At 42.8% G+C, this 25,839-nt stretch carries 30 protein-coding genes and 1 pseudogene; 3 read left to right on the top strand and 28 right to left on the bottom strand.

Features of this window, described 5'->3' with window-relative positions; translation table 11 throughout:
• Positions 1-23: 23 nt before the first annotated feature.
• The 6 genes from MHI52_RS08330 to MHI52_RS08305 form a co-directional block, all read right to left on the bottom strand.
• Positions 24-980 (bottom strand): radical SAM protein, encoded by a 957-nt coding sequence (locus MHI52_RS08330; RefSeq protein WP_405158836.1) that lies wholly within the window; start codon positions 978-980, stop codon positions 24-26.
• 339 nt (positions 981-1,319) lie between these two features.
• Positions 1,320-1,889 (bottom strand): GNAT family N-acetyltransferase, encoded by a 570-nt coding sequence (locus tag MHI52_RS08325; protein WP_405158835.1) that lies wholly within the window; start codon positions 1,887-1,889, stop codon positions 1,320-1,322.
• An 81-nt stretch (positions 1,890-1,970) separates the two neighbouring features.
• Positions 1,971-2,627 carry a pyridoxal 5'-phosphate synthase gene (locus MHI52_RS08320; RefSeq protein WP_405158834.1) on the bottom strand — a complete coding sequence of 219 codons (657 nt, stop codon included), beginning with the start codon at positions 2,625-2,627 and terminating at the stop codon, positions 1,971-1,973.
• A 125-nt stretch (positions 2,628-2,752) separates the two neighbouring features.
• Complete coding sequence (locus MHI52_RS08315) at positions 2,753-3,274, bottom strand: hypothetical protein (RefSeq protein WP_127544748.1); 522 nt, start codon at positions 3,272-3,274, stop codon at positions 2,753-2,755.
• A gap of 80 nt (positions 3,275-3,354) precedes the next feature.
• The gene (locus MHI52_RS08310) at positions 3,355-3,861 is read right to left on the bottom strand and encodes a DUF2569 domain-containing protein (RefSeq protein WP_036610454.1); all 507 of its coding nucleotides are present in this window, start codon (positions 3,859-3,861) and stop codon (positions 3,355-3,357) included.
• A 281-nt stretch (positions 3,862-4,142) separates the two neighbouring features.
• A complete protein-coding gene (locus tag MHI52_RS08305) occupies positions 4,143-4,436 on the bottom strand; it encodes an RNA polymerase alpha subunit C-terminal domain-containing protein (protein WP_405158833.1) in 294 nt (97 codons plus the stop codon).
• Positions 4,437-4,513: 77 nt separating this feature from the next.
• Here MHI52_RS08305 and MHI52_RS08300 point away from each other — a divergent pair, with 77 nt between their 5' ends.
• A complete protein-coding gene (locus MHI52_RS08300; protein WP_405158832.1) occupies positions 4,514-5,335 on the top strand; it encodes a DUF2785 domain-containing protein in 822 nt (273 codons plus the stop codon).
• A gap of 152 nt (positions 5,336-5,487) precedes the next feature.
• Here the strand turns inward: MHI52_RS08300 and MHI52_RS08295 are convergent.
• The 8 genes and pseudogenes from MHI52_RS08295 to MHI52_RS08260 all read right to left on the bottom strand — a co-directional run.
• Positions 5,488-5,719 (bottom strand): annotated as a pseudogene (locus tag MHI52_RS08295) (hypothetical protein); the annotation flags it as partial.
• A gap of 7 nt (positions 5,720-5,726) precedes the next feature.
• Positions 5,727-6,734 carry a phosphotransferase gene (locus MHI52_RS08290; protein WP_405158831.1) on the bottom strand — a complete coding sequence of 336 codons (1,008 nt, stop codon included), beginning with the start codon at positions 6,732-6,734 and terminating at the stop codon, positions 5,727-5,729.
• Between the two features lie 42 nt (positions 6,735-6,776).
• Positions 6,777-7,370, bottom strand: coding sequence for a DUF4304 domain-containing protein (locus tag MHI52_RS08285; protein WP_405158830.1), 594 nt, complete (start codon positions 7,368-7,370; stop codon positions 6,777-6,779).
• A gap of 86 nt (positions 7,371-7,456) precedes the next feature.
• Complete coding sequence (locus MHI52_RS08280) at positions 7,457-7,993, bottom strand: NUDIX hydrolase (protein ID WP_282318886.1); 537 nt, start codon at positions 7,991-7,993, stop codon at positions 7,457-7,459.
• Between the two features lie 164 nt (positions 7,994-8,157).
• Positions 8,158-8,835 (bottom strand): ABC transporter ATP-binding protein, encoded by a 678-nt coding sequence (locus MHI52_RS08275; protein WP_282318887.1) that lies wholly within the window; start codon positions 8,833-8,835, stop codon positions 8,158-8,160.
• Entirely contained in the window at positions 8,832-9,962 is a 1,131-nt protein-coding gene (locus MHI52_RS08270; RefSeq protein WP_405158829.1) for an ABC transporter permease, read from the bottom strand. Before MHI52_RS08270 ends, MHI52_RS08275 begins: the two co-directional genes overlap by 4 nt.
• Before the next feature lie 67 nt (positions 9,963-10,029).
• Positions 10,030-11,406, bottom strand: coding sequence for an ATP-binding protein (locus MHI52_RS08265; protein WP_405158828.1), 1,377 nt, complete (start codon positions 11,404-11,406; stop codon positions 10,030-10,032).
• A complete protein-coding gene (locus MHI52_RS08260) occupies positions 11,403-12,080 on the bottom strand; it encodes a response regulator transcription factor (protein WP_282322204.1) in 678 nt (225 codons plus the stop codon). The genes MHI52_RS08265 and MHI52_RS08260 overlap by 4 nt, the downstream gene beginning before the upstream one ends.
• A gap of 291 nt (positions 12,081-12,371) precedes the next feature.
• Here MHI52_RS08260 and MHI52_RS08255 point away from each other — a divergent pair, with 291 nt between their 5' ends.
• Positions 12,372-13,355, top strand: coding sequence for a cation diffusion facilitator family transporter (locus tag MHI52_RS08255; protein ID WP_127544781.1), 984 nt, complete (start codon positions 12,372-12,374; stop codon positions 13,353-13,355).
• A gap of 131 nt (positions 13,356-13,486) precedes the next feature.
• Here MHI52_RS08255 and MHI52_RS08250 read toward each other — a convergent pair whose 3' ends face one another.
• The 10 genes from MHI52_RS08250 to MHI52_RS08205 all read right to left on the bottom strand — a co-directional run bounded on the left by MHI52_RS08250 (position 13,487) and on the right by MHI52_RS08205 (position 20,614).
• A complete protein-coding gene (locus tag MHI52_RS08250; RefSeq protein WP_127544787.1) occupies positions 13,487-14,344 on the bottom strand; it encodes a hypothetical protein in 858 nt (285 codons plus the stop codon).
• Between the two features lie 158 nt (positions 14,345-14,502).
• Positions 14,503-15,357, bottom strand: a complete 855-nt coding sequence (locus MHI52_RS08245) for an MBL fold metallo-hydrolase (RefSeq protein ID WP_405158827.1) — start codon at positions 15,355-15,357, stop codon at positions 14,503-14,505.
• 334 nt (positions 15,358-15,691) lie between these two features.
• On the bottom strand, positions 15,692-16,555 hold the full coding sequence (locus MHI52_RS08240; protein ID WP_405158826.1) for a phosphotransferase: 864 nt from the start codon (positions 16,553-16,555) through the stop codon (positions 15,692-15,694).
• A 19-nt stretch (positions 16,556-16,574) separates the two neighbouring features.
• Positions 16,575-17,120, bottom strand: coding sequence for an HAD-IIIA family hydrolase (locus MHI52_RS08235; protein WP_405159373.1), 546 nt, complete (start codon positions 17,118-17,120; stop codon positions 16,575-16,577).
• Between the two features lie 41 nt (positions 17,121-17,161).
• On the bottom strand, positions 17,162-17,416 hold the full coding sequence (locus tag MHI52_RS08230) for a hypothetical protein (RefSeq protein ID WP_405158825.1): 255 nt from the start codon (positions 17,414-17,416) through the stop codon (positions 17,162-17,164).
• A gap of 283 nt (positions 17,417-17,699) precedes the next feature.
• Complete coding sequence (locus tag MHI52_RS08225; RefSeq protein WP_405158824.1) at positions 17,700-18,137, bottom strand: oxidoreductase; 438 nt, start codon at positions 18,135-18,137, stop codon at positions 17,700-17,702.
• A gap of 34 nt (positions 18,138-18,171) precedes the next feature.
• Positions 18,172-19,035 (bottom strand): DUF4085 family protein, encoded by an 864-nt coding sequence (locus tag MHI52_RS08220; RefSeq protein WP_405158823.1) that lies wholly within the window; start codon positions 19,033-19,035, stop codon positions 18,172-18,174.
• Positions 19,036-19,264: 229 nt separating this feature from the next.
• On the bottom strand, positions 19,265-19,654 hold the full coding sequence (locus MHI52_RS08215; protein ID WP_340027075.1) for a hypothetical protein: 390 nt from the start codon (positions 19,652-19,654) through the stop codon (positions 19,265-19,267).
• A 60-nt stretch (positions 19,655-19,714) separates the two neighbouring features.
• The gene (locus tag MHI52_RS08210) at positions 19,715-20,191 is read right to left on the bottom strand and encodes an NUDIX pyrophosphatase (protein WP_076252749.1); all 477 of its coding nucleotides are present in this window, start codon (positions 20,189-20,191) and stop codon (positions 19,715-19,717) included.
• A gap of 36 nt (positions 20,192-20,227) precedes the next feature.
• Positions 20,228-20,614: a helix-turn-helix domain-containing protein gene (locus MHI52_RS08205; protein ID WP_100529635.1), complete on the bottom strand. Its 387-nt coding sequence runs from the start codon at positions 20,612-20,614 to the stop codon at positions 20,228-20,230.
• A 247-nt stretch (positions 20,615-20,861) separates the two neighbouring features.
• Between MHI52_RS08205 and MHI52_RS08200 the strand changes: the two genes are divergently transcribed.
• The gene (locus MHI52_RS08200) at positions 20,862-21,449 is read left to right on the top strand and encodes an NAD(P)H oxidoreductase (protein ID WP_405159372.1); all 588 of its coding nucleotides are present in this window, start codon (positions 20,862-20,864) and stop codon (positions 21,447-21,449) included.
• A gap of 130 nt (positions 21,450-21,579) precedes the next feature.
• Here the strand turns inward: MHI52_RS08200 and MHI52_RS08195 are convergent, their stop codons facing one another.
• The 4 genes from MHI52_RS08195 to MHI52_RS08180 form a co-directional block, all read right to left on the bottom strand.
• Positions 21,580-22,221, bottom strand: a complete 642-nt coding sequence (locus tag MHI52_RS08195) for a FusB/FusC family EF-G-binding protein (protein WP_405158822.1) — start codon at positions 22,219-22,221, stop codon at positions 21,580-21,582.
• Between the two features lie 296 nt (positions 22,222-22,517).
• Positions 22,518-24,134, bottom strand: coding sequence for a xylulokinase (locus MHI52_RS08190; protein WP_405159371.1), 1,617 nt, complete (start codon positions 24,132-24,134; stop codon positions 22,518-22,520).
• A 120-nt stretch (positions 24,135-24,254) separates the two neighbouring features.
• Complete coding sequence (locus tag MHI52_RS08185) at positions 24,255-24,722, bottom strand: GNAT family N-acetyltransferase (protein WP_100529638.1); 468 nt, start codon at positions 24,720-24,722, stop codon at positions 24,255-24,257.
• A gap of 235 nt (positions 24,723-24,957) precedes the next feature.
• Positions 24,958-25,830 carry a carbohydrate ABC transporter permease gene (locus tag MHI52_RS08180; RefSeq protein ID WP_127544821.1) on the bottom strand — a complete coding sequence of 291 codons (873 nt, stop codon included), beginning with the start codon at positions 25,828-25,830 and terminating at the stop codon, positions 24,958-24,960.
• Between the last annotated feature and the right edge of the window lie 9 nt (positions 25,831-25,839).

Here is a 25,839-nt window from a genome sequence, read left to right as displayed (position 1 = left end):
CATATCTTCAACAGGTCTTCCTGTTATGCATCTGCAAAAAGAGCATCGTACGCGGGACAAGGCCGCTTCTCCAGGAATTCCGTTAACGCCGGGGGCTGCTGAGCGTAAATATCCTTCAACGACGTTCCAGTATAGATGTTGCCAATCACAACAGGATGGCATAACTCACAGATGAGAATATCCCCGTTGCCGTGCAGGTGCAGCTGTTTCGTGCCATCCACACAATTAGAGAAATACACACCAGGTTGTTCACGCAAATTCAACTGTTCAGCGAACCGATCCATACAGGTGAAATAGAGCGTTGTATCTGGCTTTTTATGTTTAATTAATTCCGTAACAGATCGAACAAGGGACTCTTTGGATACAATCTGGGTCCAGTCGGTATGCGGCATCTTAATACTGTTCTGGATCTCATGGATGCGCACACCCAGATCATACACCTTATCGCTAATGGCCTGCATGTTCGCTTGATTACCTTCAAATAGTAACGTTTCCAGCACCGTCTCCAGACCGGCTTCCGTGCACAGACGGATATTCTGCTCCAACCTTTCATACATGCGAGGATGCACGCGGTAGTACGTAGCATACGACTCCGCATCCGTATAATTGAACGAGATATGAATGTTGGACAAGCCTGCATCACGCAACGCGATGATTCGTTCTTCAGTCAGCAGACTGGCATTACTGTTCAATTGTGTATCGATGCCATGTGCCGCACAGTACGTCACAATCTCCAGGCAATCCTGATATTTCAGAGTAACTTCTCCCCCTGACAATCGCACTCTCTTGAGACGAGGAAGCTCACTAATAATACGGATTACTTCCTGACTATTGATACACGCTCCATCATCCCGATTGTAGGCGCAGCAATAGTCGCATTTATAATTGCAATTCGATGTCACTCCCACTTCAAGCCCTTCCAGCTCATATACGCCGGGTGTTTCCAGTTCGAGTGATTTATATCTGTTTTTGGTCGTCAATTCGTTGTACCTCCTGGTTCCTTCATTCAATCCATGTTTTAATAACTTGAAGATTATAGCGGAAAGCATCAGGTTCAAGATATGACATTATGTACGTTGCTTGCTGAAAACAAAAATAAAACCCATATCCTCAACGATCAGGAATGGGCCAAAGCTAGGCATATAATTATTGAATTAGACAATATAAAATACGATACCTTGACCTTTTGATGTAGCAATTCAAGCTATTTCTTACTTCTGCTTTTATTGTGTATCACTGATAAATTTAGGATTATAGGAAAATCTATGGCTCGCCAGCATGATAAATGACACACGACTTTTCAATAACACGTTCTTTATTTAACACGAGTAGAAGTCTTCTTTTACGATAGCATACATCTTCAGATCTTGAAGCTCATTTTTTACCTTCATGTATTTCCTCAGCACACCTTCGAATTGCATGCCTGCCTTCTCCATGACCTTGGCAGAACCTGTGTTTTCCACTAAACATCTGGCCTGGATTCGCTCGAGCCCCACTTCATCAAATCCAAATTGGATGATTCGTTTCACTACCTCGGTCATGTAGCCCTGATTCCAAAATTGATTAGATAACACATATCCCAGTTCAACTCTCCTGTTATCGCTGTCACACCCTAGATAGTTACAACTACCAATCAGCCTCTTGGTGTATTTATCTTCAATCCCCCATGGGCCTATTAGATCCGTCTCATAGCGACTCATGACAAAATCTAAAAAAGCTTTGGTGTCTTCTTTGCTCTGATGCGCGTCCCAGGTCGTGAACTCCGATACAGCAGGTACAACGCAGTAACTGTACATATCCTCCAGATCATCATAGGTAAGAGGTCGGAGTAACGTCCGTTCGGTTTCCAACATGGGAAATGGTTTGAAGAAACTTTCAATCGTTTTCATAGATTTATCCTCCCTCAGATTGTTAGGAAAAAGAAACACACAGCAGTTCGGTCCGTGTTGCCTAACTCACCTGTTGTACAATCAAGGCCACAATCTGAGTGTCTTCCACTGCCCATCTTGCTTTACATATTGGACTCGTACATGCTTGCGCTCCGAATCTCCCTGCCAAAACTCCACCTCTTGTGCATTCACGGCATATAGACGCCAATGAGGTGTAACAACACTGGGGTCACGTCTTATTTTTTCCTTCTGAGCTTCAATGGAACTATCCAGCACTTCCTCGCTATCCAAAACCTCACTCTGATGCCCTGTCATGGCAACTGCTCGCGCTCCAGCTGAACGTTTGCGGAAATCATCAGCACCCGCTTCATCTCCCCGATCCTCGGCAATTCCCCTTATCCGAATCTGTCTTCCAAGGGAAGGCCAGTAGAATGTCAGAGCGACATGAGGATTCTCCTTCAACTGCTGCCCTTTTCGACTCTCCGAACTGGAGGCAAAATAAAACGTTTCGTCAATTACATTTTTCAAAATCAACACCCGCGCATCAGGATAACCATCTTGATCCACGGTCGAGATCGTCATAGCATGAGGTTCCTTCACTTCGTTCTCAACCGCCAATCTCAACCAATCCAAAAATAACTTCCCCGGCCGATCCGGTAACTGCCCCGTATCCCAGGTTGGAAATGGGCCGGATAAAGATTTTAAACGTTGCAACAGTTCGATTGGTTTATCGCTCATGTCATCGCCTCCATCTTCTCTTCTATTCGTTTATTTTTATCCTTTACTCTCCGCTTCCCATGTAAGCAGATCATTGTCTTCTTCAAAATAAATACTCAAGAGCATCCGTGGTTCACCCATTCCATCTACATATAACTGCACCAGATCACTTTATCCTCATTTTTTCCAAGCTCAGTTACTTTCTTAAAATCCATAATAAGTTCTGCTTCCTTTATTCCAACGTACTCTCCAATATCTGGATTATAATACTGAATGATCTCTACCTGATACGTTCCGTTTTGTAACTCAATTCTATATCTGGCGCAATTATCGTCTGGTACGATACAATCTTCAAATTGAGCTGCCATGGTCAGACAGGTGTAGTCCACCAGATATAACTGATTATCAGTAACCTGGATGTATCCTTTAGCTCTTCTATAGCAGCTTTCAACGTCTATATTATTTTCAAAAGTAAACTCCGTTGTCCATGAATGCTCAACACCTTCATTAGTCATTTGGAGAACTAATATGTTTCCAATCTGCATCTCCTGAACAAAATGGTTTAACAGCATATCCAGCTCCCAGTCTTCACTTACGTACGTCTTGTATTGATCCGCGTTGACTAATGCAATAAAATTGGTGTCTCCGTATTCCATCCTAAACCCCATGTGTCATCTCCTTAATATGTATCAAATAAACCCGACCTCAGATAGCTTCTATCCAAGATCGGGCATTTCCTGCTTACCATTTATCTTACAAATGTGTTATGAACTCGCTCGGATTTGATAAAATAAGGAATCCAAATGGCACAAGTGATGACAGATTTAGCAATTTCTCTGATCGAGCTTCCATCTTCCAATTCTTTTGCTAACGGAATCTGGAGCAATAATAGGTAATCAATAATACCTACAATCAGACTGAGACCATAGAAGATGATCATCAGACGGGGTAATATTGCTTTCTTGCTATAAAACACAAAAATTGTATATACACTGAATAATAAAAACAGCGTATTGTACACCATCTCAAAAATAAGTACTGGACCCCATAATGGGTGATAATAGTCTGATTGTTTGGAAGTTAGCATTTCCCAAGTCTCAGTTGTGAATGTGGGTATTATCTGCTGAAATAATTGCACTGCAAGTAGAATTACCGTAACAAATAATCCAATCTGGATGAGAATCAGCCAACCACCCAATCCCGACACACCTAGTGGACGGTAGTCTGTTTTTTGCTCTTCAATATGTGGTTCCACCTCGTAACACTTCCTTATGCAGTTTTGTTTTTCTGAGATGAGTCTTCCTCGTAATAGTAATAATGCAAGTCGAATCTACGGGTGCTTCTATCCCTTTTCTCACGTCCGTTGTATGTATTTTCACACTCTCCTTATAGCGATCTCTCCGTCCTCCTCTCATATAGAATTTTACACAACTTCCTTATTGTACTACGAGTGTCAAGGCACAGGTTACTTGTTTTATCAGGTAACGATGAAGGAGATTACTTCCGTTGTGGATTAAAGGAAAGGAGTAATGAGGGTTATTTCTTAAAAGACAATCCCTCTTCTTCCAAAGCGCTTCGCAGTTTGGGCATGGCAGATGGCCCGATTCCGTGCAGCTTCAGGATCTCTTTCTCCGTGTACTCCGCAAGTTGCAGTAGTGTTGTGATGCCTTCACTCTCCAAGGCCCGTCTGGCGGGAGCTGACAATAAGGCTAGAAATCCCTCTGTCGGTTTACGTTCAGCTTCGCACGTCGGACAGGTTGGGCAATCACTTTTTTTATAATACAAATGTCCTTGTTCGCATGTTCTGAGTGTTCCTTTATCGTTTGCCATGTGGGCATCACTCCTTATAAATTGTATAATATAACCAAGGCAACCTGAATGATAGTTTACTCATAGGAGTGTGTAGAATGGAATTAAAAGACAAGTTGTTATTAATAAAAGAGAATGACTACCAAGCACCTTCAGATATATTTCCATTAGTACAAGAAATGATACATAACATCGGTTCTTTGGATGCCCAGCTACGTGATGAATTAATTTACACAACCTTATCGAATTGGATTCCTGGTCATGCTCTGACTGTGTACGAACTAGAGCAAATCTTACCCGTAGTCTTGGATGAAAACCATTTGCATTTTAGACTTGGAGAAACAAATTCAGACGCTGTATTCACTCGATCTTTCTCTATGTTGGTTATATCACTCTTTTTATCCAGGCATAGAGAATCACCATTTCTCTCAAAAGAACACATTCATCAGATAAAAGGGAACGTATTCTACAATGTACAAAAAGAGCGTGATTACCGTGGATATGACGAAGTAAAAGGCTGGGCTCATGCCATAGCACACGCAGCAGATGTTTTGGATGATTTAGCTCAATGTACCGAACTAGATGAGACGGATCTCTTAACTATCCTCGACCTAGTTTATCAAAAGATAACCGTTACAGACTGCGTATACTCCGATGGGGAAGATGAAAGAATGGTGAAATCCATCATTAGTGTCTTAAATAGAAAGATACTTAGTCAGACTTACATAAAGCAATGGATTGAACGTTTTGGTGATGTCGAGAAAGACCCAGAATTTCTTCCCTCGTTTAGGCAAAAAAATAATATAAAAAACTTTCTAAAAAGTCTATATTTCAGGATTAAATTTCACCAATTGGATGCCGATCTCGGTCCAACTATTGAGCACACGTTATATAAAGTAGAACCCGTATATTATTCATGATTAATAGTCCTTCCAAATTAACACCTTTATCTCAGACATATTACTGGAAGGAACGGTAAACATGGGACGTTTGTGCTTAAAAAAAATGGAGAAACCCGGTAGATTGAGCAAGGGGTAGAAGATTGAATTGATAAATGAAGATGATCAGCCTTTCAAGCAGGCACGGCAGATGGCCCGATTCCATGCAACATCAGGATCTCTTTCTCCGTGTACTCCGCAAGTTGCAGTAGTGTCGTAATGCCTTCATTCTCCAAAGCACGTCTGGCGGGCTGACAGAAAGGCTAGAAATCCCTCTGTTGGCTTACGTTCAGCTTCGCACATTGGACAGGTTGGACAATCACTTTTTTTATAATATGAATGTCCTTGTTCGCATGTTTTGAGTGTTCCTTATTTAAGTATTCAACCAGATCTTAAAATCTGAAATCATATTTTCGTATTGTTTTAAAGCATCTAAAGTCCAAATGACTTGTGATGTTCCTACTAACTGTTCATCTACGTCCGTACATTCAATCCACAGTGACCGTTTTAGACTATATTCGAGCCAATCCAACTTTCCAGCAAAACCATTATCCAGAACCACTTCCCAATTGGCTGTTAGACTACCCACTCTCTTCTCATATCCAGCTATAAAAGCCAAGAACTTCCCCTTGTTTAAACTTCCAGAGCTATCTACTGACCAATACACAGCTGTTTCTACCAGATCATGCATTGGATTAATATAACCTGCCGATTCCCAATCTATAATAATAGGTATGTCTTCTCTCCACATCACATTCTTAGGCTCCAGATCTCTGTGACTAATAACATTATCGGATGTTAGAATTGAAGATGAATTCTTAGCCTTCATGCTCCACTCATACAGCTTATCCATATTGGAATCCAAAATCTCAATCCATTCCGAATTCTCATTTTTTCCTTTGTTCAGATAAAACATCCAATCTATTTTTTTAGAATTAGTCACCTGTGAACTATCCAATTCTAGTTGTCTAAAATCCGTTTTGTGGATATCTGCAAGGATCGTTCCCATCAGAAAACTGTTATTGATAGTAACTTCATCTTGTTCCAAACGTTGACCCTCAATCCAATCAAATATTAGATAGAATTGATTATCAATGTTATGCATATAAGCACCCTTTAACCTTTTTGCAGGTTGAGCATGGATATGTTCAGCTACCACGCTTGCTATTTTTTCTGAATCAATATAATTTTGCACAGCAGTAGGTCTTATCATGATCTGGGGATTCAATGCCTTAACTGCATAATTAGCTTGCGTCGTTTCAATGGCGTACATTCGATGAAGAAGTCCACCTGAAATCGGCTTGGGCGAACTAATCAAATCACCAAGCTGTAATTCATTACACAGTTTCTCAAAATTTAAATTATATTGAGTATCGTTCATATGTTATCCCCTTTCATTTTGGCTATTTGTCTGGAGCAAAGTTTACAATCCATACTCGGCAAAAACGGCTGCATATTTCTTTTCTAATATCGTCCAGCGCTTTTCGGCTCCGTATTTGGCGTGTAGTTGCTGTAAATAATGCTTGGCTTCTTCCGTATTGCCGGCTTTTAGCAGGAAGCGGAAGGTTACTTCGCTTAAATATAGCGCTGTCTTGTCCATATAATAATGGACTATATCTTTGGCCCCTGTTAGCGAGTGTAGGAATGACATTCCCTCTTCCAAATGTGACACCAGTTCTTTCGATAAAGCGTCTGGATCGATATCAGGCGTTAAGGTATAGTGGGCCGGAGCGGCAGGGGCTATTTCTCTGATTCGGCAGGTTAAATGAGATACGAGCTCCAATATGTCTCCATTCAATCCAACGGAATGCAACTCCGCAAGCTCGGTGGAATGAACACCACAATTAACATAAAACTGGACTTGACTACTGGTGTTATACTTTGCTCTTTGAATGTTGAACTTATATGCGAGGTTTCCATCCGCTTTGTAGAAATTCAGATTTTTCTTGGAATAGCCGTGTTTGGCAAATACGGGTTTGACTTCTGTATTGATGATCTTCTTAAAAAGTTCCTGCATTAGATATCACTCCCAAGGCAAAGTTTATTTAATACGTTGTTACCTTTTTTTGTTCAAAATCATGCTTGTTCTAATTTATAAAAATACTATTTAGCTTCTTCTCGTAGCATATGAGCCAGTTTGTACATTTCTGCAATGTCATGCCTGTTCTGTTCCTGGAATCTTCGGATCGCCTCATCAATCTCTACTACTTCAACTGCAACCACCTGCTCGCCATCTTCCGGATTCAGCGGATCACCGACAAGTTCAACATCTCCATATCCAATGATTCGTACAAAATGGGGATGCGGGATATGCGGTCGATACGGTTCCAAAGCACTGGATGTGCAATAGAATTGACCAAAGATCTGATAGGACCGCATTTCTGCCCCAAGTTCCTCCATCAGTTCACGTTTTAACCCATCCATATAATGCTCACCTGCTTCAAGCGTCCCCCCAGGCAGCTCCCAGGCTCCATTATCCAGTTGGAAGACAACACATTGATCCCCGACAAACGGAATGATGCTAATATTACTCACCAGCTTTTCATCCACGATGTCGTTCAATCTGAACTCCGCCTCAATAATTCCCCAATGAATCGACGTACTCAGCGCCGGAAATAGTTCCGCACTCAAGCTACTCATCCGCACCCGATCCTCTCTATCTAATTCCACTATTCTTCCAATTATAGTCGAAAACACAGAAAGAAGGCCACCTTCCCACCGGGGAGTACGTGACCCTCTTCTTACGCTCTCTGCCCTTAAGCCTTGAATCAGTGTTCTCTCCAGACTCTCAGACCATTCTCCTTCTAATGCTGTACCAACTTTCCCTTTTCCAAAAAAAGAACCCGGCTACAGAGCGGCAAAATCCGCTCATCATGCGTAACCATCACTGCACTCTTGCCCTGCTCTTTCACGAGCCGTGCAATCATGCCGACAATATCCAGCCCACGTTCCGCATCCAGACTGGCTGTCGGTTCATCTGCGAGCAGGACAGCCGGATCGTTCATCAATGCCCTTGCAATGGCGACCCGCTGACGTTCTCCGCCAGACAGCTTCTCTGCATATGCCTTCCGCCGATGGGTCAAGCCCACCGTGTCTAATAGCTCATGAACGCGCTTCTCCGCCTTGTTTTTTTCCGTTCCGGCGAGCTTTGCGACCACCATGAGTTGTTCTTCTACTTTCAGATACGGAATGAGGTTAGCACTTTGAAAAATAAAGCCGAGCTGCTGAAGCCGCATATCGGATATCTCCTGTTTGCCTTTACCCATAATCGAGGCCCCATCCAGTAGAACCTGCCCCTCCGTAGGTTCAAGAAGTGCGCCAGCAATGGACAGGAATGTACTTTTACCCGAGCCGGAAGGCCCCATTACGGCCACAAGTTCCCCTTCGGCAACCTCAAGGTCCAGTTTGTCCAGAATCGTGCGTTTGCTGCCGCCATCTTCAAAGGTCTGTGTAATTCCCTGTAATACCAATCGGTTTCTCATGCTGCTGTCCTCCCAATCGCATCAAGTGCATCAATTTTGGTAACCTTCCACACCGAGAATAACGAACCCGCCACAGACATGAGTATGAATAATACACAGGTCAGTGCGAGGGTGGACAAGCCTAATTGAAACGGCATCGATGCTGGTAGAATGGACTCGAACAGTCGAACCAACAGTACGCTAATGACCAGACTGCCAACCGACAGAACTAATACTTGTAACGAAACACTACCCGCCAGATAACCATTCCGTGTTCCGATGGCTTTTAATATCCCGAACTGACTCGTTTTCTGAATCGTGATGACATAGAAGAATACCGCAAGTACAAACGCCGAGATGACATATAGAAAAGCGATCATCATGAGCAACGATCCCTGCTCTTCCTTATATCCAGGAATGGCCGATACGGCATCCGACTTTGTGATGACTTCCATATTAGGCATTGCAGCACTCAGGCGGTCTACCTGATCGCCCCCATCCTTAATCGCAATAGCATTGTATATCGGAGCATTGGCATTGGTGTCTGCTGAACCTTGCGAAGTTCGTGAACCTCCTTGAAGCGTAAGCCATTCCTGTTCATTCAGGAACATCACTGGGGAGTGACTGAAGGACTCATTTTGTACAAATCCACCAACGGTCCACTCCGTTCCCGAAGCTTGATCGACCAGAACGGTACCAATCGTGACACCAGATTCAGACAACTTTTGGTCCACCACAACCTGCCCTTTTGTCTGATCCGTAATCGGAGACCCTTCAGTCACCGTTGGAGCAAGCCAGCCCTCCGGATTAACCATGAACAGCGTGACATCGATCTTTTTTGTGTCGCCGGTTGGACTGACGGTTGTCATTTTCACACCGAGTGGCTCAGCGTTCTCTTGCCCCACTACGGAGCGAGCTTGATTAAGTTGATCCTGATCCACTTGTGACCGGGTAAAGCGATGATTCGAATCCTGCTCCAGCACAAAGTGGGTTGCTGCCATATTTTTGACCGAAGCTGCGTTATCATACGCCAGCCCCTGTGCAAGACCTGTAACAAACAGTACCAGAAATGAAACCAGCACCATGATTGTAGCAATTAAGGCATAGCGCCCTTTGGCATACCTCATTTCCCGAATAGCCAAGTACATGTTTTGTGACCTCCCTCTTGATAATCCAAGTATAGGAGGCGAAAATGAACGGCAAATGAATAACAGATTACATCTGCGGAAGTGTCACGATAAAGACCGTACCCTCAGGCGAACTGGAAACCTCGATTGTACCGTCATGAATTCGGATAATTTTCTGCACAATGGCAAGTCCAAGCCCGGTTCGTCCAGAAGAACGTTCCCGCGCACGATCCACCCGATAGAATCGATCGAACAGGAAAGGCAGATGCTCCGCAGCAATTCCGTCTCCTGTATCCCGAATCTGAATCACACACTGGTTATCTGTCTGCTCGGCGTGAATCTCAATGCTTCTTCCCTGTGGTAGATGGTTCACCGCATTGCCCAGTAGATTCATCCAAACTTGCATGAGCAGCACTTCATTACCGACTAGCTGGATGGATTCAGGCACCGAAATCCGAAGCAACAGTTCTTTTTCTTCCAATTGCCATTGCAGCACCTGAACGGCTTGCCGGAATTGATCTCGCAGAGAGAACTTTACTTTGCTCAGATCTTCGTTGCCTTGTTCTAGGGAGGACAGGAGTAGCAGTTGTTTGCTGAGCAAAGAGAGATGACGGCTCTCCTCCTCAATGATTGATGCATAGTGCTCTCTTTCCTGTTCAGGCAGATCCCGATCCGCCACCAATTGGGCAAAACCCTGAATCGAGGTCAACGGTGATTGAATCTCATGCGATACATTCGATACAAACTGCTGCCGCGCCTGATCTACCCTCTCCAATTCACGACTCATGGTCATGAAATGCTGGGCCAATTGCCCAATCTCGTCACGCCGTGCGGTAGGCAATTTCAGATTATATTTTCCTTGCGCAATACGTTTGGTTGCCTCGGACAGACGTTCAATCGGATTGACCAGATAACGGGTACTGATCAGAAAGATCAGGATACTAATACCTATCGTCAATGCTCCAATCAGCGCAAAAAAGATCCGTAGCTCACCGAATTGCAGAATTACATCCGGACGCATAAAGAGGGCGTAATTCGCACTGCCTAGCTGTAGATGAACACCCACGGTATTGCTTAATTGATTATCAAAGAAGCCGGTAATGAACGGTTTGCTTGGAAACTGGGCGACGCCATGGTATACCTCACCATTCAACACCAGTTCTACAACTTGCTTGTACAGATCTTTCTCACGGAATTCGCGGCCGTAGAATTGGTCGTTGCCTTTTCCATCCGTCACATAGATTTCGTACCCGAGTGCGGCAGCATTGTTCAGATAATCCTCCATTGTACCGGGTTGCTGTTCCACAAATTGCTTCATTTGCATCGCGATGCCCACCAGCTTCTCATCATTGAAATCCTTGAGCTTTGTATGATAGTAGATGTTGGACAAAAGAAAACCAAGCATGCCGCTGACCATAATCACGGCAATTGTAATGAGGAATACCCGGACGTACAAGGTCCTCAAGGTGCTTTCACCTCCATCTTGTAACCAATACCCCGCACAGTCTGGATGATGAAATCGTCCGTATAATCGGCAAAACGATCACGCAATCGCTTGATATGTACATCAACGGTACGGTCATCTCCTTCGTAGTCTGCTCCCCAAACGAGCCGAATGAGCTCATCCCGCGAGAACAAACGGCCTGGAAACTGGGCAAGCTGTGAGAGTAATTCAAATTCTTTCATCGGTAAAAAGAGAATGGATTGCCCATCGGTAACCTCCACATTGTTACGGTCAATGACGATCCGGTTCATACGGATAATATCGCTGGATGTGCGATGGTACCGACGAAATAACGCCTTTACCCGGTAGACTAATTCTTCCGGTTCAAATGGCTTGGTCACATATTCATCTGTTCCTTTCAAATAACCATCTCTCTTGTCAGATAGCTGATCTCGTGCCGTCAGCAACATAATTGGAATATCGTAGTGCTGCCGAATGTAATCACATAACTCCAGTCCGTCCATGCCGGGCATCATCACATCGAGGATCGCCAGATCGATCGGCGTTTCTTGCATCAGTTTGACCGCTGCCAATCCATCCTGCGCTTCATGGACCCGATACCCTTCTTTAGTCATGACATGCCGCAGGAGTGCTCGAATATTGGCATCATCGTCTGCCAGCAGCAGATGTTTCATATCGTTGTCCGCCCTTCTATGTAGCGAGTATATCTCACTTTGATCCTGCACAGATGGTAGCATAAAAGCAATCTTATTCGCCAGCACATGCATGGAGACACCCTGGACATGTTTATATTTTCTTAAATCTGGTTGACACTACTAAGAGGCAGAACTATAATAAATCCATAACATATGAACGAACGCTCATATATTCATTTGTAGATGATCACACATTGCCAAAAATCATCTATATTCCACACTAGAAATCATATTACATAACGGAGCAAGGCTCCAAAGGAGAGGATTTATATGTCCGGACATCATCACAGTCATAACCATGGGCAAGATCATGGACACAACCACGCTCACACCACCAATAACAAGAAAGTCCTGTTGTTTTCCTTCATTATTATTACCATCTATATGATCGTTGAAGCCATTGGTGGATTCATCACCAACAGTCTCGCGCTTATCTCGGATGCAGGTCATATGTTGTCCGATTCCATTGCGCTCGGGATCGCTTTGCTGGCGTTCACCTTTGGTGAAAAAGCGGTGAATACTGGCAAAACGTACGGATACAGAAGATTTGAAATTTTGGCCGCTACGTTAAACGGAATTACGTTAATCGCCATTGCACTCTACATTTTCTACGAAGCGATTGGGCGTTTCATCAACCCGCCAGAAGTCGCAACCGTAGGCATGTTGATCATCAGCGTCATTGGGTTGCTCATCAATATTCTGGTGGCCTGGATCATGATGCGAGGTAGTGATACGGAAAATAATCTGAATATGCGCGGTGCTTATCTCCATGTCATTAGCGACATGCTGGGATCGGTTGGGGCCATTGCGGCAGCCCTGCTCATGATGTTCTTTGGCTGGGGTTGGGCCGATCCACTTGCAAGTGTAATTGTCGCGGCGTTGGTATTACGAAGTGGTTTCTATGTCACCAAATCATCCCTGCATATTTTGATGGAAGGCACTCCAGCCAATGTCGATGTGAATGAACTGGTGCAGACCATCAAACAAGTCGATGGCGTCAAAGGTGTTCATGATGTGCATGTCTGGTCCATCACCAGTAACTTGAACGCGCTGACCGCTCATATCGTGGTGGATGGAACGATGGATGTCTATGCATCCGAGATCCTGGTTCAGAAGATTGAACATATGCTGGAACATAAAGAAATCAAACATGTGACGCTCCAAGTAGAGTCCGAAAAACATCTGCATGACACCTCGGTATTATGTACCGTCAAAGGCGACGCACCAGATGCCCATGCGCATCATCACCATTAATTAATTCCACGTTACTGATAGTGCAAACGAAAACAGGGCAAAGCTCCGTAAGATGGAGCTCTGCCCTGTTATTTATTTAGTAAGTACTTCTCTGCAAACCGGCTGCCTGCCACCAAAATTATATTTTACATTCAATATAACTTGTGTAAATAACGTGCCAGCATTTGTTCCTCCACAGACAATCCAAGCGAAACAAATCGGTTGTGGATCGCTCGAAACACATCACTATTATCGAATCCTTGTGCCTGAACATCTCGTAATAAACTAAACAGTCCTACCTGCTCTGCACTGGAGATATAGGATATAAGCTGTTCATCTTGATCATACGAAATTTCCTTCTCATGCCACGGATGAGGAACTACTCTCTTGGAGTAATCCACCAATGCATCTCCCACTCCAACACCAAGACCATCTAAGGTATCTAAAATAACTTCATTTCGCCTTGTTTGCCGAACTTCCTTACTATAGGAGTATCCGTCATGGATAAGCTGAAATCCAAAACGTTGCACAGCCAAATCTCTCACCTTCTCTTGTTCTCGGTCCCACTTTTTCTTGTCAAAATACTCACTTTCGCTCGTGTTGTCCTCTTGCTCCTTAACGTAGTCCAAATATTGTTGTTTCGATTCAAATTCATTCAACAGAAGTCCCTCATGTCCCGAGAATCCAAAGGCAAAAAAATCTCTAATATTTCTAGCTACAATCCTCGCATAACTTCCAAAAGCCATGGGATCAACCCGAACAATAGGCACTACACTCAAATCAGTAACATTTCCAAAATCAGTCAAGAAGGAGAAATGAATACCACCCATTCCGGTACGTGCAAACATGATTGCGTCAACTGGAGAACTCATATACCCGCCATTATCATGTGGATCAAATTGTAGAAAATAACCTGTTGGTGTCTCCAAATAAGGAACTTCCTGTTTAATCTCTTCCTCCCATGTGATGATTTCTTTCAGCAAATGGGGTATCTCGTAGGAATTTGTCATTAAGCGATCTCTCCTCCCTATAAAAGCAATACATATTCACTATAGTTTACCTCATTAAGTCCGTTAGCTCTTCAAAGATGAGCCGCTATAAAAAAACAGCTGACTATATAGCCAGCTGCCTGCCTAAACCATTACTGTGATAACAATATAAGGACTATCTAATCTTTTTGGACCTGCAAGATTCGATCATTAACCATTGCTTTTAGAAAAAAGAGCTCATCCCCCACCGGAACACGCCGCTGTTCTCTTTCAAACAAACTTATGGCCTCCTCCAAGGATGCAGTTTTCACTGATTTACTGCAAGCGATTAGCTGTTCGAAGAATATTTTCATCTCTTCAGAATCACATATGGACTCGTGCCCTAACAAGAAGTGCTCCGCATCATATCGCTCGATATCCTGTATCATCGGTAATAACAAATCCTGCTTATAATGAAATAACGAACGAGTCGTTGTAGAATACGGACTGTCTCCAAGGAAAATCGTCTTTTCATCCGGAATATATACAATGGTTGAATCGTCCGTATGTGGACTTCGAATCTGATCCAGCATGCAGACCTTGTTTCCTAGATCGATCTGGAGGTATTGTTCAAAGACGATACCCGATCTACCCAACACAAAAGACTCCCTTTCAGGTATCTCATTCTGTATAACCGCCATACAGTGTGCACTAATCTTTTTGGCCTCTACATACTTACATAGTGTAGCATCATCAAATGAATAATCTCTCCATTCATTCAAGCGCTTATTAGTTAAACGATTAACGATAATCGTCGCACCGAATTCATTCATTCCCAAAAAATGATCCCAATGCGCATGCGTAATAACCACATACTGAATGGGCGGCACATCTAAGCATCGAATTTCCTCGATAAAATCTCTGGCATGTTGAACCGAATTTCCACCATCGATCACCAGACTATGTTTTTCCCCACACACCAAGCCTAGTACCGGTCTTTCTCTATCATTATCGTTGGACATATAATAAATGGAATTGCTTAATTGATTTAACATGTCAATTCTTCTCCTCTATATGAGTATTTTCATATCATAGGCAGAGAAAAACCGCATGTTTATTCAAGCTAATACATGGATTTTTCTCCGTTTATGGATTTACCAATGGAATCACCTCTTTCAATCATTTTGTGTTTCTTCATGTGGTTGTGAGCATACAAAGCCACACTTGTCATAGATAAGTTCTTTACTGGCAAGTAAGTCGCCATGAAGCATATCGGAGGTCCATCCATTCGGACTATGCAAACTATTTTTGTTATCCAACTTGTGATATCTCTCCTGTCTTGTATAGTCTGAACTACGGCATTTGCAATAGCTTTAAAGCTTTGCTAGTTCAAAATTCATGACATAGTCGTTTCCATTCATGCCAAACCTTCAAATACTCAGGCAGATCATCAGGATGATGCTTGTTACTCAGCCCAATTCGGCAATATAGATGGACCAGAGCTTCCTCTATCAATCTGGATTTATCCATATCTACTTGCTCTAAAAGTTCGAACGTAGCAAATAATGTTTCGGTGTTGATATCATCCGGCGAAGAGCTAAAAGCATACAAGAAATCATAGAGGATAGGTCCAACCATTGGAGATGGGTCAATAACGCCGATGAGTTCATTTTGATCATATACAAAATTATGAACCCCCGTATCGCCATGTAAAAGAAACTTTTCTTCTTCCTCATGAAACAGGTGATCCACTTTGGATTGAACCAGATTATAATCATCTGTAGTTAAAACACTTCCGATATTCATCTTTGCTTCTTGAATACTAATCTGATTGAATTCTTTCCAAGTCCTCTGTGGGAACTCTATTCTGCCCCATGATTTCGTATCTGAAGAACGCACATATGTATTGAATAACTCTTTCACCAGACGAGTTAACCAGTCTCTTTTCTGGCCCCGGTTGAAATGGGTCGTACCTTCCATATACGTATAAATGAAATAAGTGTTATCTGGATCCGTCAACAAAACTTCAGGCAGTAACGAAGAATTCTTATACGTATCCAAAAACTGCTGGGCGATGTGAATCTGTTCGGGTTCATCTGATTTCAAAATATAGTGCTTATTCAGACTTGTACTCAACCGATAAACACGTCCAGCTGTGGTACCTGACAAACTTTGAATTTCAGATATTTCTTCGTTGATATGATGCATCTTGAATAAGTCATTTATCTCATTAATCGTTGGATTAATTAACATATGGTTCTCCTCATAATAACTAGGATCTGAATTCTCTTCCATGAATGATCCATTGTACGGCATCCCAAATATCCTCTGCGATATAATCAGGTTCGGTCTCCGTCCATTTGTCTCTGAATTTAGTTAATGAAGATTCCCCCCATCCTGTTCTCACCATGATCTTGGTCGCTCCTACGGCATGGGCAGCAAGCATGTCTGTATCTCCTACATCTCCAATAACGATACATTTGGATAAATCCAGACCGAGTTCCTCTGATGCCTGTAATAACATTCCGGGTTTAGGCTTTCTGCAACTGCATTCTTGCTCATGCGGACATATATAGGAGTGATCGAATCCATACTCACGAAATTGCTCTTCAAAATCCTCAACACTTGCTTCTCCACGTGAGATTCGATATTGATTCGTAAAAGCCAGTACCATAATTCCTTCTCGCTTTAAATGCATAATTGCTTCTTGAGCTTTGGGGTATAATCTGAAATCTCTCGGATGAATAAAATGACCTGTACCACCAATTGTTCCATCTCTGTCTATAAAAACAGCTTGTACGTTCACCTGTGGGTTCATCAAGGTCCGTTCCCTTCTCAGAAAAATTTCAAGGTGTTCATCTATACTTTCTCATCAATAATATGCTTGCTACCATCTTGCTGCTTATGGTGTTGCAATTTTTTAATTTCAGTTTTCAGATAGTGTACTTCTTTGATTAATACATCCAGCTTTTTCGATGTTCTGGATGAATCTATCGCATAACGTACAATTGCTGCAAAGATAAGAACGACAATTAAACTTATAATTGAGATCACTAAAGTCCAGATAAATTCAAAAATGGTGTCCAACTCCTTGCTGTCAAAATAATAAGTCATAAAACTCTTTCGAAAACCAAAACCATATGATCCCTAGTATAACCATTATGGTGCCTAGTACTTTTAATATTATTTCGATATGTTTAGGGATATCACTATTAGGTGGGTTATCTTCAAACTCGTAATTCGGTTTAATTTCTCGATATCTCATCAGGACAAATATTTTGTATAGAAAATCAGGAAAGAAGTAACATGCAAAGCCCACGACAAATACGGGAGTAGATAAATAACCAAAGGTACTGGTGGTCCATTCCATCTCTATTTCCTTCATCCTCCTTTTTCCTTACTGAATTCCTGCCGTACCAAAAGTATTTTCGATGGCCTGTTTATAATTTTCCCAACCAAAATAAAACGGGCCTACCTGTAGGTTCTTGTCGTTCAATATGAAATCTCTCCAGATCACAATATCCTCTTCCCTATCAATCTTTACAGAAATAAATCCACACTCTTCATCCCCACACCAAGGACACACTAAAATGGGATATCTATAATACATGGATTCATGTGGTTTCTTAAGTAAAAAATAATCAATAAGAAGCCTTTGATATTCATCGCTTCCCCATCCGAGACAAGGTACCAAATCATGTTTTTTCAGCCTTTGATAGAGCGATGTACCATCAATAATGATGTCAGCAAATCTCGTATTTTTATTCCCATCCTGTTCAGGATCAAACTCATCGTATCTTGAAGCTAACTTGGTTTCTATCGTGCTAATTTTCACTATATTTCCTCCATGTTCTTCCCCTTAGGCTCTCTCATTCTTCCTCTACGAGGATATCAGTACAGCGGACAATCAGCTCAGGCATATGCTCTCCATCAAATAGAACATGAAGCTCATATCCGTTATCGATTCGATACAGCTCTTGATACAGCCAGTAACTGCCTACAATCCCACCGTCTTGCTTGATGATTTCGGGTGCAACCAGCGTAAGTTTATTTATGTTGGTGAAGCCCCCACGGGTGTCAAAACGAATGACCACTTCATCCCCTGTCAGCAGTTCTGTCACTGTACAATCATGAAATTGAATCCGGCTACGAATTTCATCGGGAATATCCTGCGCTAAAATGGCTTCCCTGTATTCATTCGATACACGCTCCATCTCTCTCCTATTTTCTTCACTCTGTTTCTTTAACTGTAGCATTACTTCTCTCGTGCAATAACCCAACGTAAATACACGGATATCCGCAATTTTCTCATAGATTTCTTTAGGTAAACGCTCTTTCTGGTTTTTGCAATCCCATTCCAGATTGCTTTTAAACTCTTGCTTGTAGCTCAACTCATCAAAAGGAGGCCTCACATCATAATCTGCAATTAATTTTTCGATCCGCTCTTTTTCTTCAGCAGGCATCTGGTATATTCTTTTATCGTCTTCCAATATTTCATTTCCACTAAAGAACTTTTCAGTAGGCACAAAAACATGGCCATTTTGCTCCAGCAAAAAACGAGGATCTGTATTATACATCTCACGCTGAAACTCTACATACTCTTTTTCTTTTCTCTTATAACGTCGCAGGAAAAGTGCTTCGTCCAATTCGTAAGTTCCTCTATGTACCCTCATCCCAAAATGAAGCCCTGTCTGCTGACAAAGCTCATACCATTCTTTAGTTCGATATCTCATATGCATCTCTCCTGTTGATTTATAGAATCTACTTTGCTATTGAAACTTAGAGCTTTTTAATTAGTGAGGAGATGATCTCCTGCATCAGGCTCCTCGCCTTCTTGGGAATTCCCCAACTGGGTCATCATTTAAGCGCTCACCGCTCGTTAGGAATTGCTCATTGTTTTCATCGCTACTCCTCCAAAATCTTCAGCCTCAACGATTCCTTATACTCAACAGACGTACTGGTCTACCCCACGGTTTGAAAAAATTTATGTTTGATCTCTTTGTCATTTCGCGCCGCCCATTCATGCACAGCTTCTACGCCTGCGGACTCCTGACCTCGTTGAAAATAAAAACATAGATCCATCGGCACTAACCGTTTACCATAGAGTTTGATGCCAATCCGTCTGTAATTCATATAAATACACTCAATCTGAGATGCATCATATCTCTGGTTTTTCGTAGAAATCACATGATCGCTTTCCAGCGTAATACTGGGTTTAGTGAAAAACAAACGCCAGAGCAGAAAAACGATATAACCGAGAATAAAGGTCAATATAACGATCAGGAAGTACTTCATAATACCATTTTCATCATAAATAATATTTCTGAAAAACATAGCTTCAATGACCAACATACATAATAGGCTCAACCATGCTCTTGGATAAATCGTCTTGTATGTGATGAGTTCCACCTCCTAATTATTCTCTTCATTAATCCGAAGCCACTCGGAAGGGGCTTTTCTGGCAAAATGCTTTTCAACAAAATCCAAAATGTTATCAATCCCAGGCAATGCCGCATTTTCTTTGGCTTCGTCAAACGTCATCCATTGGTACTCGGTATGTTCATGATTTAACCGGACAACCTGGCTTTCATCCACATATCCTACGAATACGGGAGCGGTATAGATATACTCCCCCATGGGTGAATAATATTGTTCGAATTGATTGGCAGAATACAACCGGACTTCCGTAATACCTGTTTCCTCATGAACTTCTCTGAGTGCAGCTTCCCATGCCTTCTCGCCCTTTTCTATCCCGCCGCCAACATAACACCACTCGTTATGCAACATACGACCAGCCCGCTTTAGCATCAGTACACGGTATTGATCGAGGCTTTTCTTCAACAGAACTACAGCCACGCCTTCACAACGAATGGGAACTACCTGTTTCACGTGCTCTGCACCATCCACCTTCTCGTGCCCCTCTCTTCAACTTTCCTGAGAATCGAAATCCTCCAATACTTTAAACTTATCCCCGTGGATTTTGTCCAGATGCTCTTCTCCCCAATAACATAAATGGTCCAGCGCGGGCTTGAGTCCCCATCCGTAGTCCGTCAACTCATATTCCACTTTGGGAGGCACCTCCGAATATACTTTGCGCTGTATGATCTCATCCTTTTCAAGTCCTCTGAGCTGTGTTGTCAGCATCTTCTGTGTAATGTCCGGTATCAATCTTCGAAGCTCCGACGTGCGTTTACGTCCGGTCATCAAATGATAAATAATCAAAGGTTTCCACTTCCCGCCCATCACTTCCAGGGCCGCTTCCACGCCTACTTTATATTTTTTTGGAGCACTCGTTTCTCTATGTTCTGTCATTTTTGAACCCCTCCATAAATAGGCTGTATCCCAAGTGAAAATATAAACTTTTTGCTACTCTTCTTTCTATTATTCAAGCCCATTTCGAGCCATCCATTTAGGGTACTTTAATGTTCCTATGGCACTTCATTCTTCCTATAGAACATCAAAGTGCGTACTTCCAGATGTTTTCATACCTGTTTATAATAGCATCAGCCACTGATTTATGGCTACAAGACTGCAATCCAGAAAGGTAGTGAAAGATAAGATGAACGTACTCGTTGTAGTATCCCACCCAAGAAAAGACTCCTTGACCTTTCAGGTAGCTCAACGTTTTGCACAGGGTCTTACCGATGCCGGTCACGGTTATGAGATATTGGATTTGCATGGGATTGGCTTCGATCCAATTCTCCGAGAGATGGATGAACCAGACTATACCCAAGAAAATCAGGTGTTCTCGCCTGAGGTTGAAACCGAGATTAAGCGGTTGAAGAAACACGATGCTGTGGCTTTTGTGTTTCCTCTCTGGTGGTGGCATCTGCCAGCCATGTTGAAAGGTTATGTAGATCGTGTCATGAACAACGGATTTGCCTATGGCGCTAATAAGCTCTCTCATCAGCAGATATTGTGGATCGCTCTTTCGGGTGTGACGGAAGAACAGGTGCAGAAGCGCAACTATGGTCAATCGATCGCCAACCTGCTCAATGTGGGAATTGCCGATTACTGCGGCGTGTCCCAATCGAGGGTTGAGTTTTTATATGAAACGTTGGAATCCAAGCCTGAGCATTATGAGACACTGCTGAACCATGCACATCACTTGGGACTGAACTATGCCAACGATATTCCGACTCCATGATCGTATGAGAAAAAAAGGTATGACCCGAATATGAATTCTGAAGTTTAGTGGTACGTTCAATGGCGAATCACTACGCTTGAACACGGCAAAAAGGTCGCTCCGAAGAGCGACCCTGCCTGTGTGTCTTTCATTATTTTACTGTCGAGAGAAGAAACTTCTCCAACATAGTGATATCGGTAATGCTATGGTTGCAAGCTGTGTTATCCATGCATACGTACTGGGCAATGGAAGAAAAGTTATCCGGCGAATGAGCCTTGGTTTTCACGTTGAAGAATCCAAGCTCCTGATGACGATGACAGAACATGCAGTACCCTTTTTTGTTCGTGGGTGTAATCCGTCCCTCAATACCGAGGAATCTGCCTTCGTACGGGTACACGATGAACAAACGGCTCGTCGCAATGTCAGTCCATCTCAGATAGGTAGTACGTGCGTAATCGACTAACTCCAGATCCGGCACTTTGAGCTTTTTGGCCTTTGGAAACAGCTTTTGGATCTGCTTTGCCGATACTTGCGGATATGGAATCAGATATGATTCGAGCTGGTTTAGATGCGTCTGAAGTTCATGTGCCGTCTCATACGTGGATAACTGCTCCAGCAGTTGCTTCTGCTCCGAAGTGAGTTCATCGAAGATGCTCACCGCATTGGTGCCGACCGTATAACGGACGGTTTCCAATACTTTGGGATCCACAACCGAGCGTAGCGTTTTGAGCAGGAAATCAGCTTGTTTTTGAATATAATTAAATTGATGATTCTGAATAAATGGTGTTTGCATGGCGTTCAGCCCCTTATTTTTATTGGAAGAACAAATAAGGTGCAAAGCCTGCGGGATGTAATATTATGTTGATATTGATTTCAGGGCAACAATCTCATTTTTGTCGCGCCCTACACAAAGTCCGCCCCTATTCAGGCTTTGCGTAAGGCTTTCTAGCGAACGAGCAATCCGGCATTATCCATATTGCCACGTCATAACCCCCAATACGATAGATATATCGAAATTATAACAGGGCATCATAGTGTAGGCAACGGGCTTCGTTCCAATTTCCTCTGTTCAAGAAATATGATTACATCTCAGGCTTTTTTCCCATTTTCCACGAAATGATCTACCGCTGACTGCTCAATGGCCAGTCCTTCTGTGTAACGCTCCATGAACAAGGCAAATCCATTCACATCCGCGCTATTTGGAGAAACCTCTTGTCCTTCTGCATCAATAAACACCTTGGTAGTAAGGTACTCCGCCAAACCCTCGTGCTGCTGCTTATTAACCATGTAGGAAGCCAAAATAGCCATTCCCCGTGCGCCACCTTCACCAGCGGTAGACATGACCGACACGGGAATATTCAGTGCGGTTGCGCACATTTTTTGAGCGACTAGTGGGGTTTTGAACAATCCGCCATGCGCCCAAATGTGCTCAATCGTTACGTGCTCCTTCTGTGTGAGAATATCCAGCCCGAGCCTTAGTGCAGCAAACCCAGCAAACAGATGGACTCTCATAAAGTTTGCCAGATTGAAGCGGCTCTCTGGAGAACGTACGAACAATGGACGACCTTTTGCAATTCCTGTAATGTTCTCGCCTGAATAGTAGCCATAGCTCAGTAAGCCACCGCCATCAGCGTCAGCTTTCAGTGCTTCATTGAACAACACACTGAATAACTGGTTCATATCGGGCTTCTGTCCCATCGCCTCATAAAACTCACGGAACAAGTCGACCCAGGCATTAATATCGCTGGAGCAGTTATTCGCAAGAACCATAGCCACAGGATTGCCATCAGGTGTAGTCACGATGTCAATCTCAGGGTATACCCTAGATAGGTTTTTTTCTAATACAATCATGGCAAAAATCGATGTACCTACGGAAATGTTACCCGTACGTTTTTGGACACTATTCGTAGCAACCATGCCTGTTCCAGCATCGCCTTCCGGAGGGCAAAGTGGAATATTGGATTCCAAGTAACCTGATGGATCTAACAGTCGGGCACCAGCTTCACTAAGATATCCGGCATGTTCACCTGCAGTGTACACTTTAGGTAAAATATCTTTAAGATTCCACGTGTAGCCTTTGTCGGCAATTATATCGTCAAACTTCTTCAACATATCTTCATGGTATTCCAGTGTGGATTCATCAATTGGGAACATACCTGAGGCATCCCCTATACCAATAGCTTTACTGCCAGTTAACAGCCGATGTATGTAACCCGATAACGTCGTAATATAATTGATGTTCGTAACATGCTCTTCTCCGTTCAAAATCGCTTGATACAAATGTGCGATGCTCCAGCGCTCTGGAATTTTAAACTGGAATTTCTCGGTTAGCTCTGATGCAGCCTTCCCCGTTGTGGCATTACGCCATGTACGAAACGGAACCAATAACTCCCCATTTTGATCAAGTGCAATATAACCCTGCATCATAGCAGAACATCCGATTGAGCCAATTTTTTGTATCGTTACACCATAATTTTTTTCAATCTCTTGCTTTAATTGATGATAAGTTTGTTGCAACCCATGAATCATTTCATCGATATGGTAAGTCCAGTAACCGCCAATCAATTGATTTTCCCACTCATAACTGCTTGAACAGATGGTATTAAAATGGTGATCCATGAGTACAGCTTTGATTCGTGTGGAGCCAAATTTAATGCCTAGCGAAGTTTCTCCCCTGACTATTGCTTGTTTCAAGTTTTGATCCATCATCGTATTCATCCTCTCTCAATTTGGGCTTCGCCCGATTCGGAAATAGGTGATTTGAATAGCCCAAATCAAGGTGTAAATTTCATGAAGAAAGAGCAGGATTGGAGCTGTAACGGACAATTACAAAGTTAATACCGCCTGTACTTCGCCACATGCCAATATTTCACCAGTTTGAATAAAACCAAGAGAGTCATAAATTTTCTTCGCAGCTAGGTTTTCAGGTTTGTAGGTGAGTTCTACAACTTTGGCTTTTCCACGTGGGAAAGTTCTCGCATACTCGATTGCTTTTACTACCATTTCTTTACCATATCCCTTACCTTGGTATCGCTGGTCAATCATCATCTTGAAGATGCCATAACTGCTATAATCAAAATTGCCATCCCCGTCATCATAGTACATCGAAATAAAACCTACCATATTATCTTCCTTATAGACTGCAAAAGTAATAATAATCTGCCCCTCATCTGAGGCAACGTACGCTTCAGCAAGTGCATGTTGGTTCGAGGATATGAATCTTTGTTGGTCTGGAGTGACTTTAAGTTCAATACATTCGATAAAATTATCCCAAGTTATTCTTCTAAATTCCATTTTGAATTCCCTCCTGCATTTATTATCATTACTATTTTCTTCTCTATCTAACTGCACTAGTAAAACTCGCTTTAAAAATAAGATCATATTTCTCATCGTACCATTTTATTCAAATAAAGGTAATACACTACATATATGCAACGTTCTTTATCCATACACAAAAAAGAAGCCACCTCCCTGGCCTTCCCCAGTTCAGTGACTCCATTTTACAATCCTATTCATTTCCTACATTCAACTACTCTTTCACAGCCCCAACCACGATTCCGGTCACAAAAAAACGTTGCAGGAACGGATACACGAGCAGGATTGGCAGTGCACTGATGAAAATCTGTGACGCACGAATCGTGCGCTGAGACAGATTGGCGACAATTTCCGGGTCAACTCTCGACATATCGGCCTGCACGATGATCGTCTGCATGAATGTCGCGAGTGGCAGTTTTTCCGCATCACGGATGTAGATGATTCCGTCAAAGTATGCGTTCCAATGCCCAACCATCATGAACAGGGATACTGTAGCAATGACAGGCACGGACACGGGCAGATAAATTTTGATAAACGTCTGAAGGTGTCCTGCTCCATCGATAAATGCAGCTTCTTCAAGATCTTTGGGCACGGTACGGAAGAAATTGAGCAACAGAATGATATTAAACACTGCAACCAATCCTGGCAGGATCAGGGCCAACAATGAGTTCATCAGGCCAAGCTTCAAGATCAGGATATACCCCGGAATAAGGCCGCCGCTGAATAACATTGTAATGACAAAATACCATAGATAGATGTTACGTGCACGGAACACCCGTGTCTCCTTGGAGAGGGCGTATGCTGCAATTGTGTTCACAATTAGCGCTAGCCCTGTACCAAGCACCGTCCGCTCAACGGACACCCACAAGGAGGAGAGAAAATTGGCGTTAACAAACGTCTTCGCATAGGCCTCCAGTGTAAAACCAATCGGCCAGAGCGTAACTAACCCCGCATTGGCAGGTGCAGATGCGCTGAGCGATACCATAAGTAAGTGATACAAAGGCAGCAAACAGAGCAGCGAAATGATGGTTAAGAACACATTGTTGAATATGCTGAATATGCGGTAGGACATCGTTTTATGATACATCAGTTCGTC

Source organism: Paenibacillus sp. FSL H8-0283, assembly GCF_045040675.1.
Classification (GTDB): Bacteria; Bacillota; Bacilli; order Paenibacillales; family Paenibacillaceae; genus Paenibacillus; species Paenibacillus amylolyticus.
Note: the sequence above shows the minus strand (reverse complement) of the source record. Positions and strands in the feature narration are given on the sequence as shown.

Coding starts and splice junctions, on each gene's coding strand:
- MHI52_RS08325 (WP_405158835.1), bottom strand. CDS start 1,889: ATGAAAACGATTGAAAGTTTCTTCAAACCATTTCCCATGTTGGAAACC.
- MHI52_RS08320 (WP_405158834.1), bottom strand. CDS start 2,627: ATGAGCGATAAACCAATCGAACTGTTGCAACGTTTAAAATCTTTATCC.
- MHI52_RS08315 (WP_127544748.1), bottom strand. CDS start 3,274: ATGGGGTTTAGGATGGAATACGGAGACACCAATTTTATTGCATTAGTC.
- MHI52_RS08305 (WP_405158833.1), bottom strand. CDS start 4,436: ATGGCAAACGATAAAGGAACACTCAGAACATGCGAACAAGGACATTTG.
- MHI52_RS08300 (WP_405158832.1), top strand. CDS start 4,514: ATGGAATTAAAAGACAAGTTGTTATTAATAAAAGAGAATGACTACCAA.
- MHI52_RS08290 (WP_405158831.1), bottom strand. CDS start 6,734: ATGAACGATACTCAATATAATTTAAATTTTGAGAAACTGTGTAATGAA.
- MHI52_RS08285 (WP_405158830.1), bottom strand. CDS start 7,370: ATGCAGGAACTTTTTAAGAAGATCATCAATACAGAAGTCAAACCCGTA.
- MHI52_RS08280 (WP_282318886.1), bottom strand. CDS start 7,993: ATGAGTAGCTTGAGTGCGGAACTATTTCCGGCGCTGAGTACGTCGATT.
- MHI52_RS08275 (WP_282318887.1), bottom strand. CDS start 8,835: ATGAGAAACCGATTGGTATTACAGGGAATTACACAGACCTTTGAAGAT.
- MHI52_RS08270 (WP_405158829.1), bottom strand. CDS start 9,962: ATGTACTTGGCTATTCGGGAAATGAGGTATGCCAAAGGGCGCTATGCC.
- MHI52_RS08260 (WP_282322204.1), bottom strand. CDS start 12,080: ATGAAACATCTGCTGCTGGCAGACGATGATGCCAATATTCGAGCACTC.
- MHI52_RS08255 (WP_127544781.1), top strand. CDS start 12,372: ATGTCCGGACATCATCACAGTCATAACCATGGGCAAGATCATGGACAC.
- MHI52_RS08250 (WP_127544787.1), bottom strand. CDS start 14,344: ATGACAAATTCCTACGAGATACCCCATTTGCTGAAAGAAATCATCACA.
- MHI52_RS08245 (WP_405158827.1), bottom strand. CDS start 15,357: ATGTTAAATCAATTAAGCAATTCCATTTATTATATGTCCAACGATAAT.
- MHI52_RS08240 (WP_405158826.1), bottom strand. CDS start 16,555: ATGTTAATTAATCCAACGATTAATGAGATAAATGACTTATTCAAGATG.
- MHI52_RS08235 (WP_405159373.1), bottom strand. CDS start 17,120: ATGAACCCACAGGTGAACGTACAAGCTGTTTTTATAGACAGAGATGGA.
- MHI52_RS08230 (WP_405158825.1), bottom strand. CDS start 17,416: ATGACTTATTATTTTGACAGCAAGGAGTTGGACACCATTTTTGAATTT.
- MHI52_RS08220 (WP_405158823.1), bottom strand. CDS start 19,035: ATGAGATATCGAACTAAAGAATGGTATGAGCTTTGTCAGCAGACAGGG.
- MHI52_RS08215 (WP_340027075.1), bottom strand. CDS start 19,654: ATGTTGGTCATTGAAGCTATGTTTTTCAGAAATATTATTTATGATGAA.
- MHI52_RS08205 (WP_100529635.1), bottom strand. CDS start 20,614: ATGACAGAACATAGAGAAACGAGTGCTCCAAAAAAATATAAAGTAGGC.
- MHI52_RS08200 (WP_405159372.1), top strand. CDS start 20,862: ATGAACGTACTCGTTGTAGTATCCCACCCAAGAAAAGACTCCTTGACC.
- MHI52_RS08195 (WP_405158822.1), bottom strand. CDS start 22,221: ATGCAAACACCATTTATTCAGAATCATCAATTTAATTATATTCAAAAA.
- MHI52_RS08190 (WP_405159371.1), bottom strand. CDS start 24,134: ATGGATCAAAACTTGAAACAAGCAATAGTCAGGGGAGAAACTTCGCTA.
- MHI52_RS08185 (WP_100529638.1), bottom strand. CDS start 24,722: ATGGAATTTAGAAGAATAACTTGGGATAATTTTATCGAATGTATTGAA.
- MHI52_RS08180 (WP_127544821.1), bottom strand. CDS start 25,830: ATGTATCATAAAACGATGTCCTACCGCATATTCAGCATATTCAACAAT.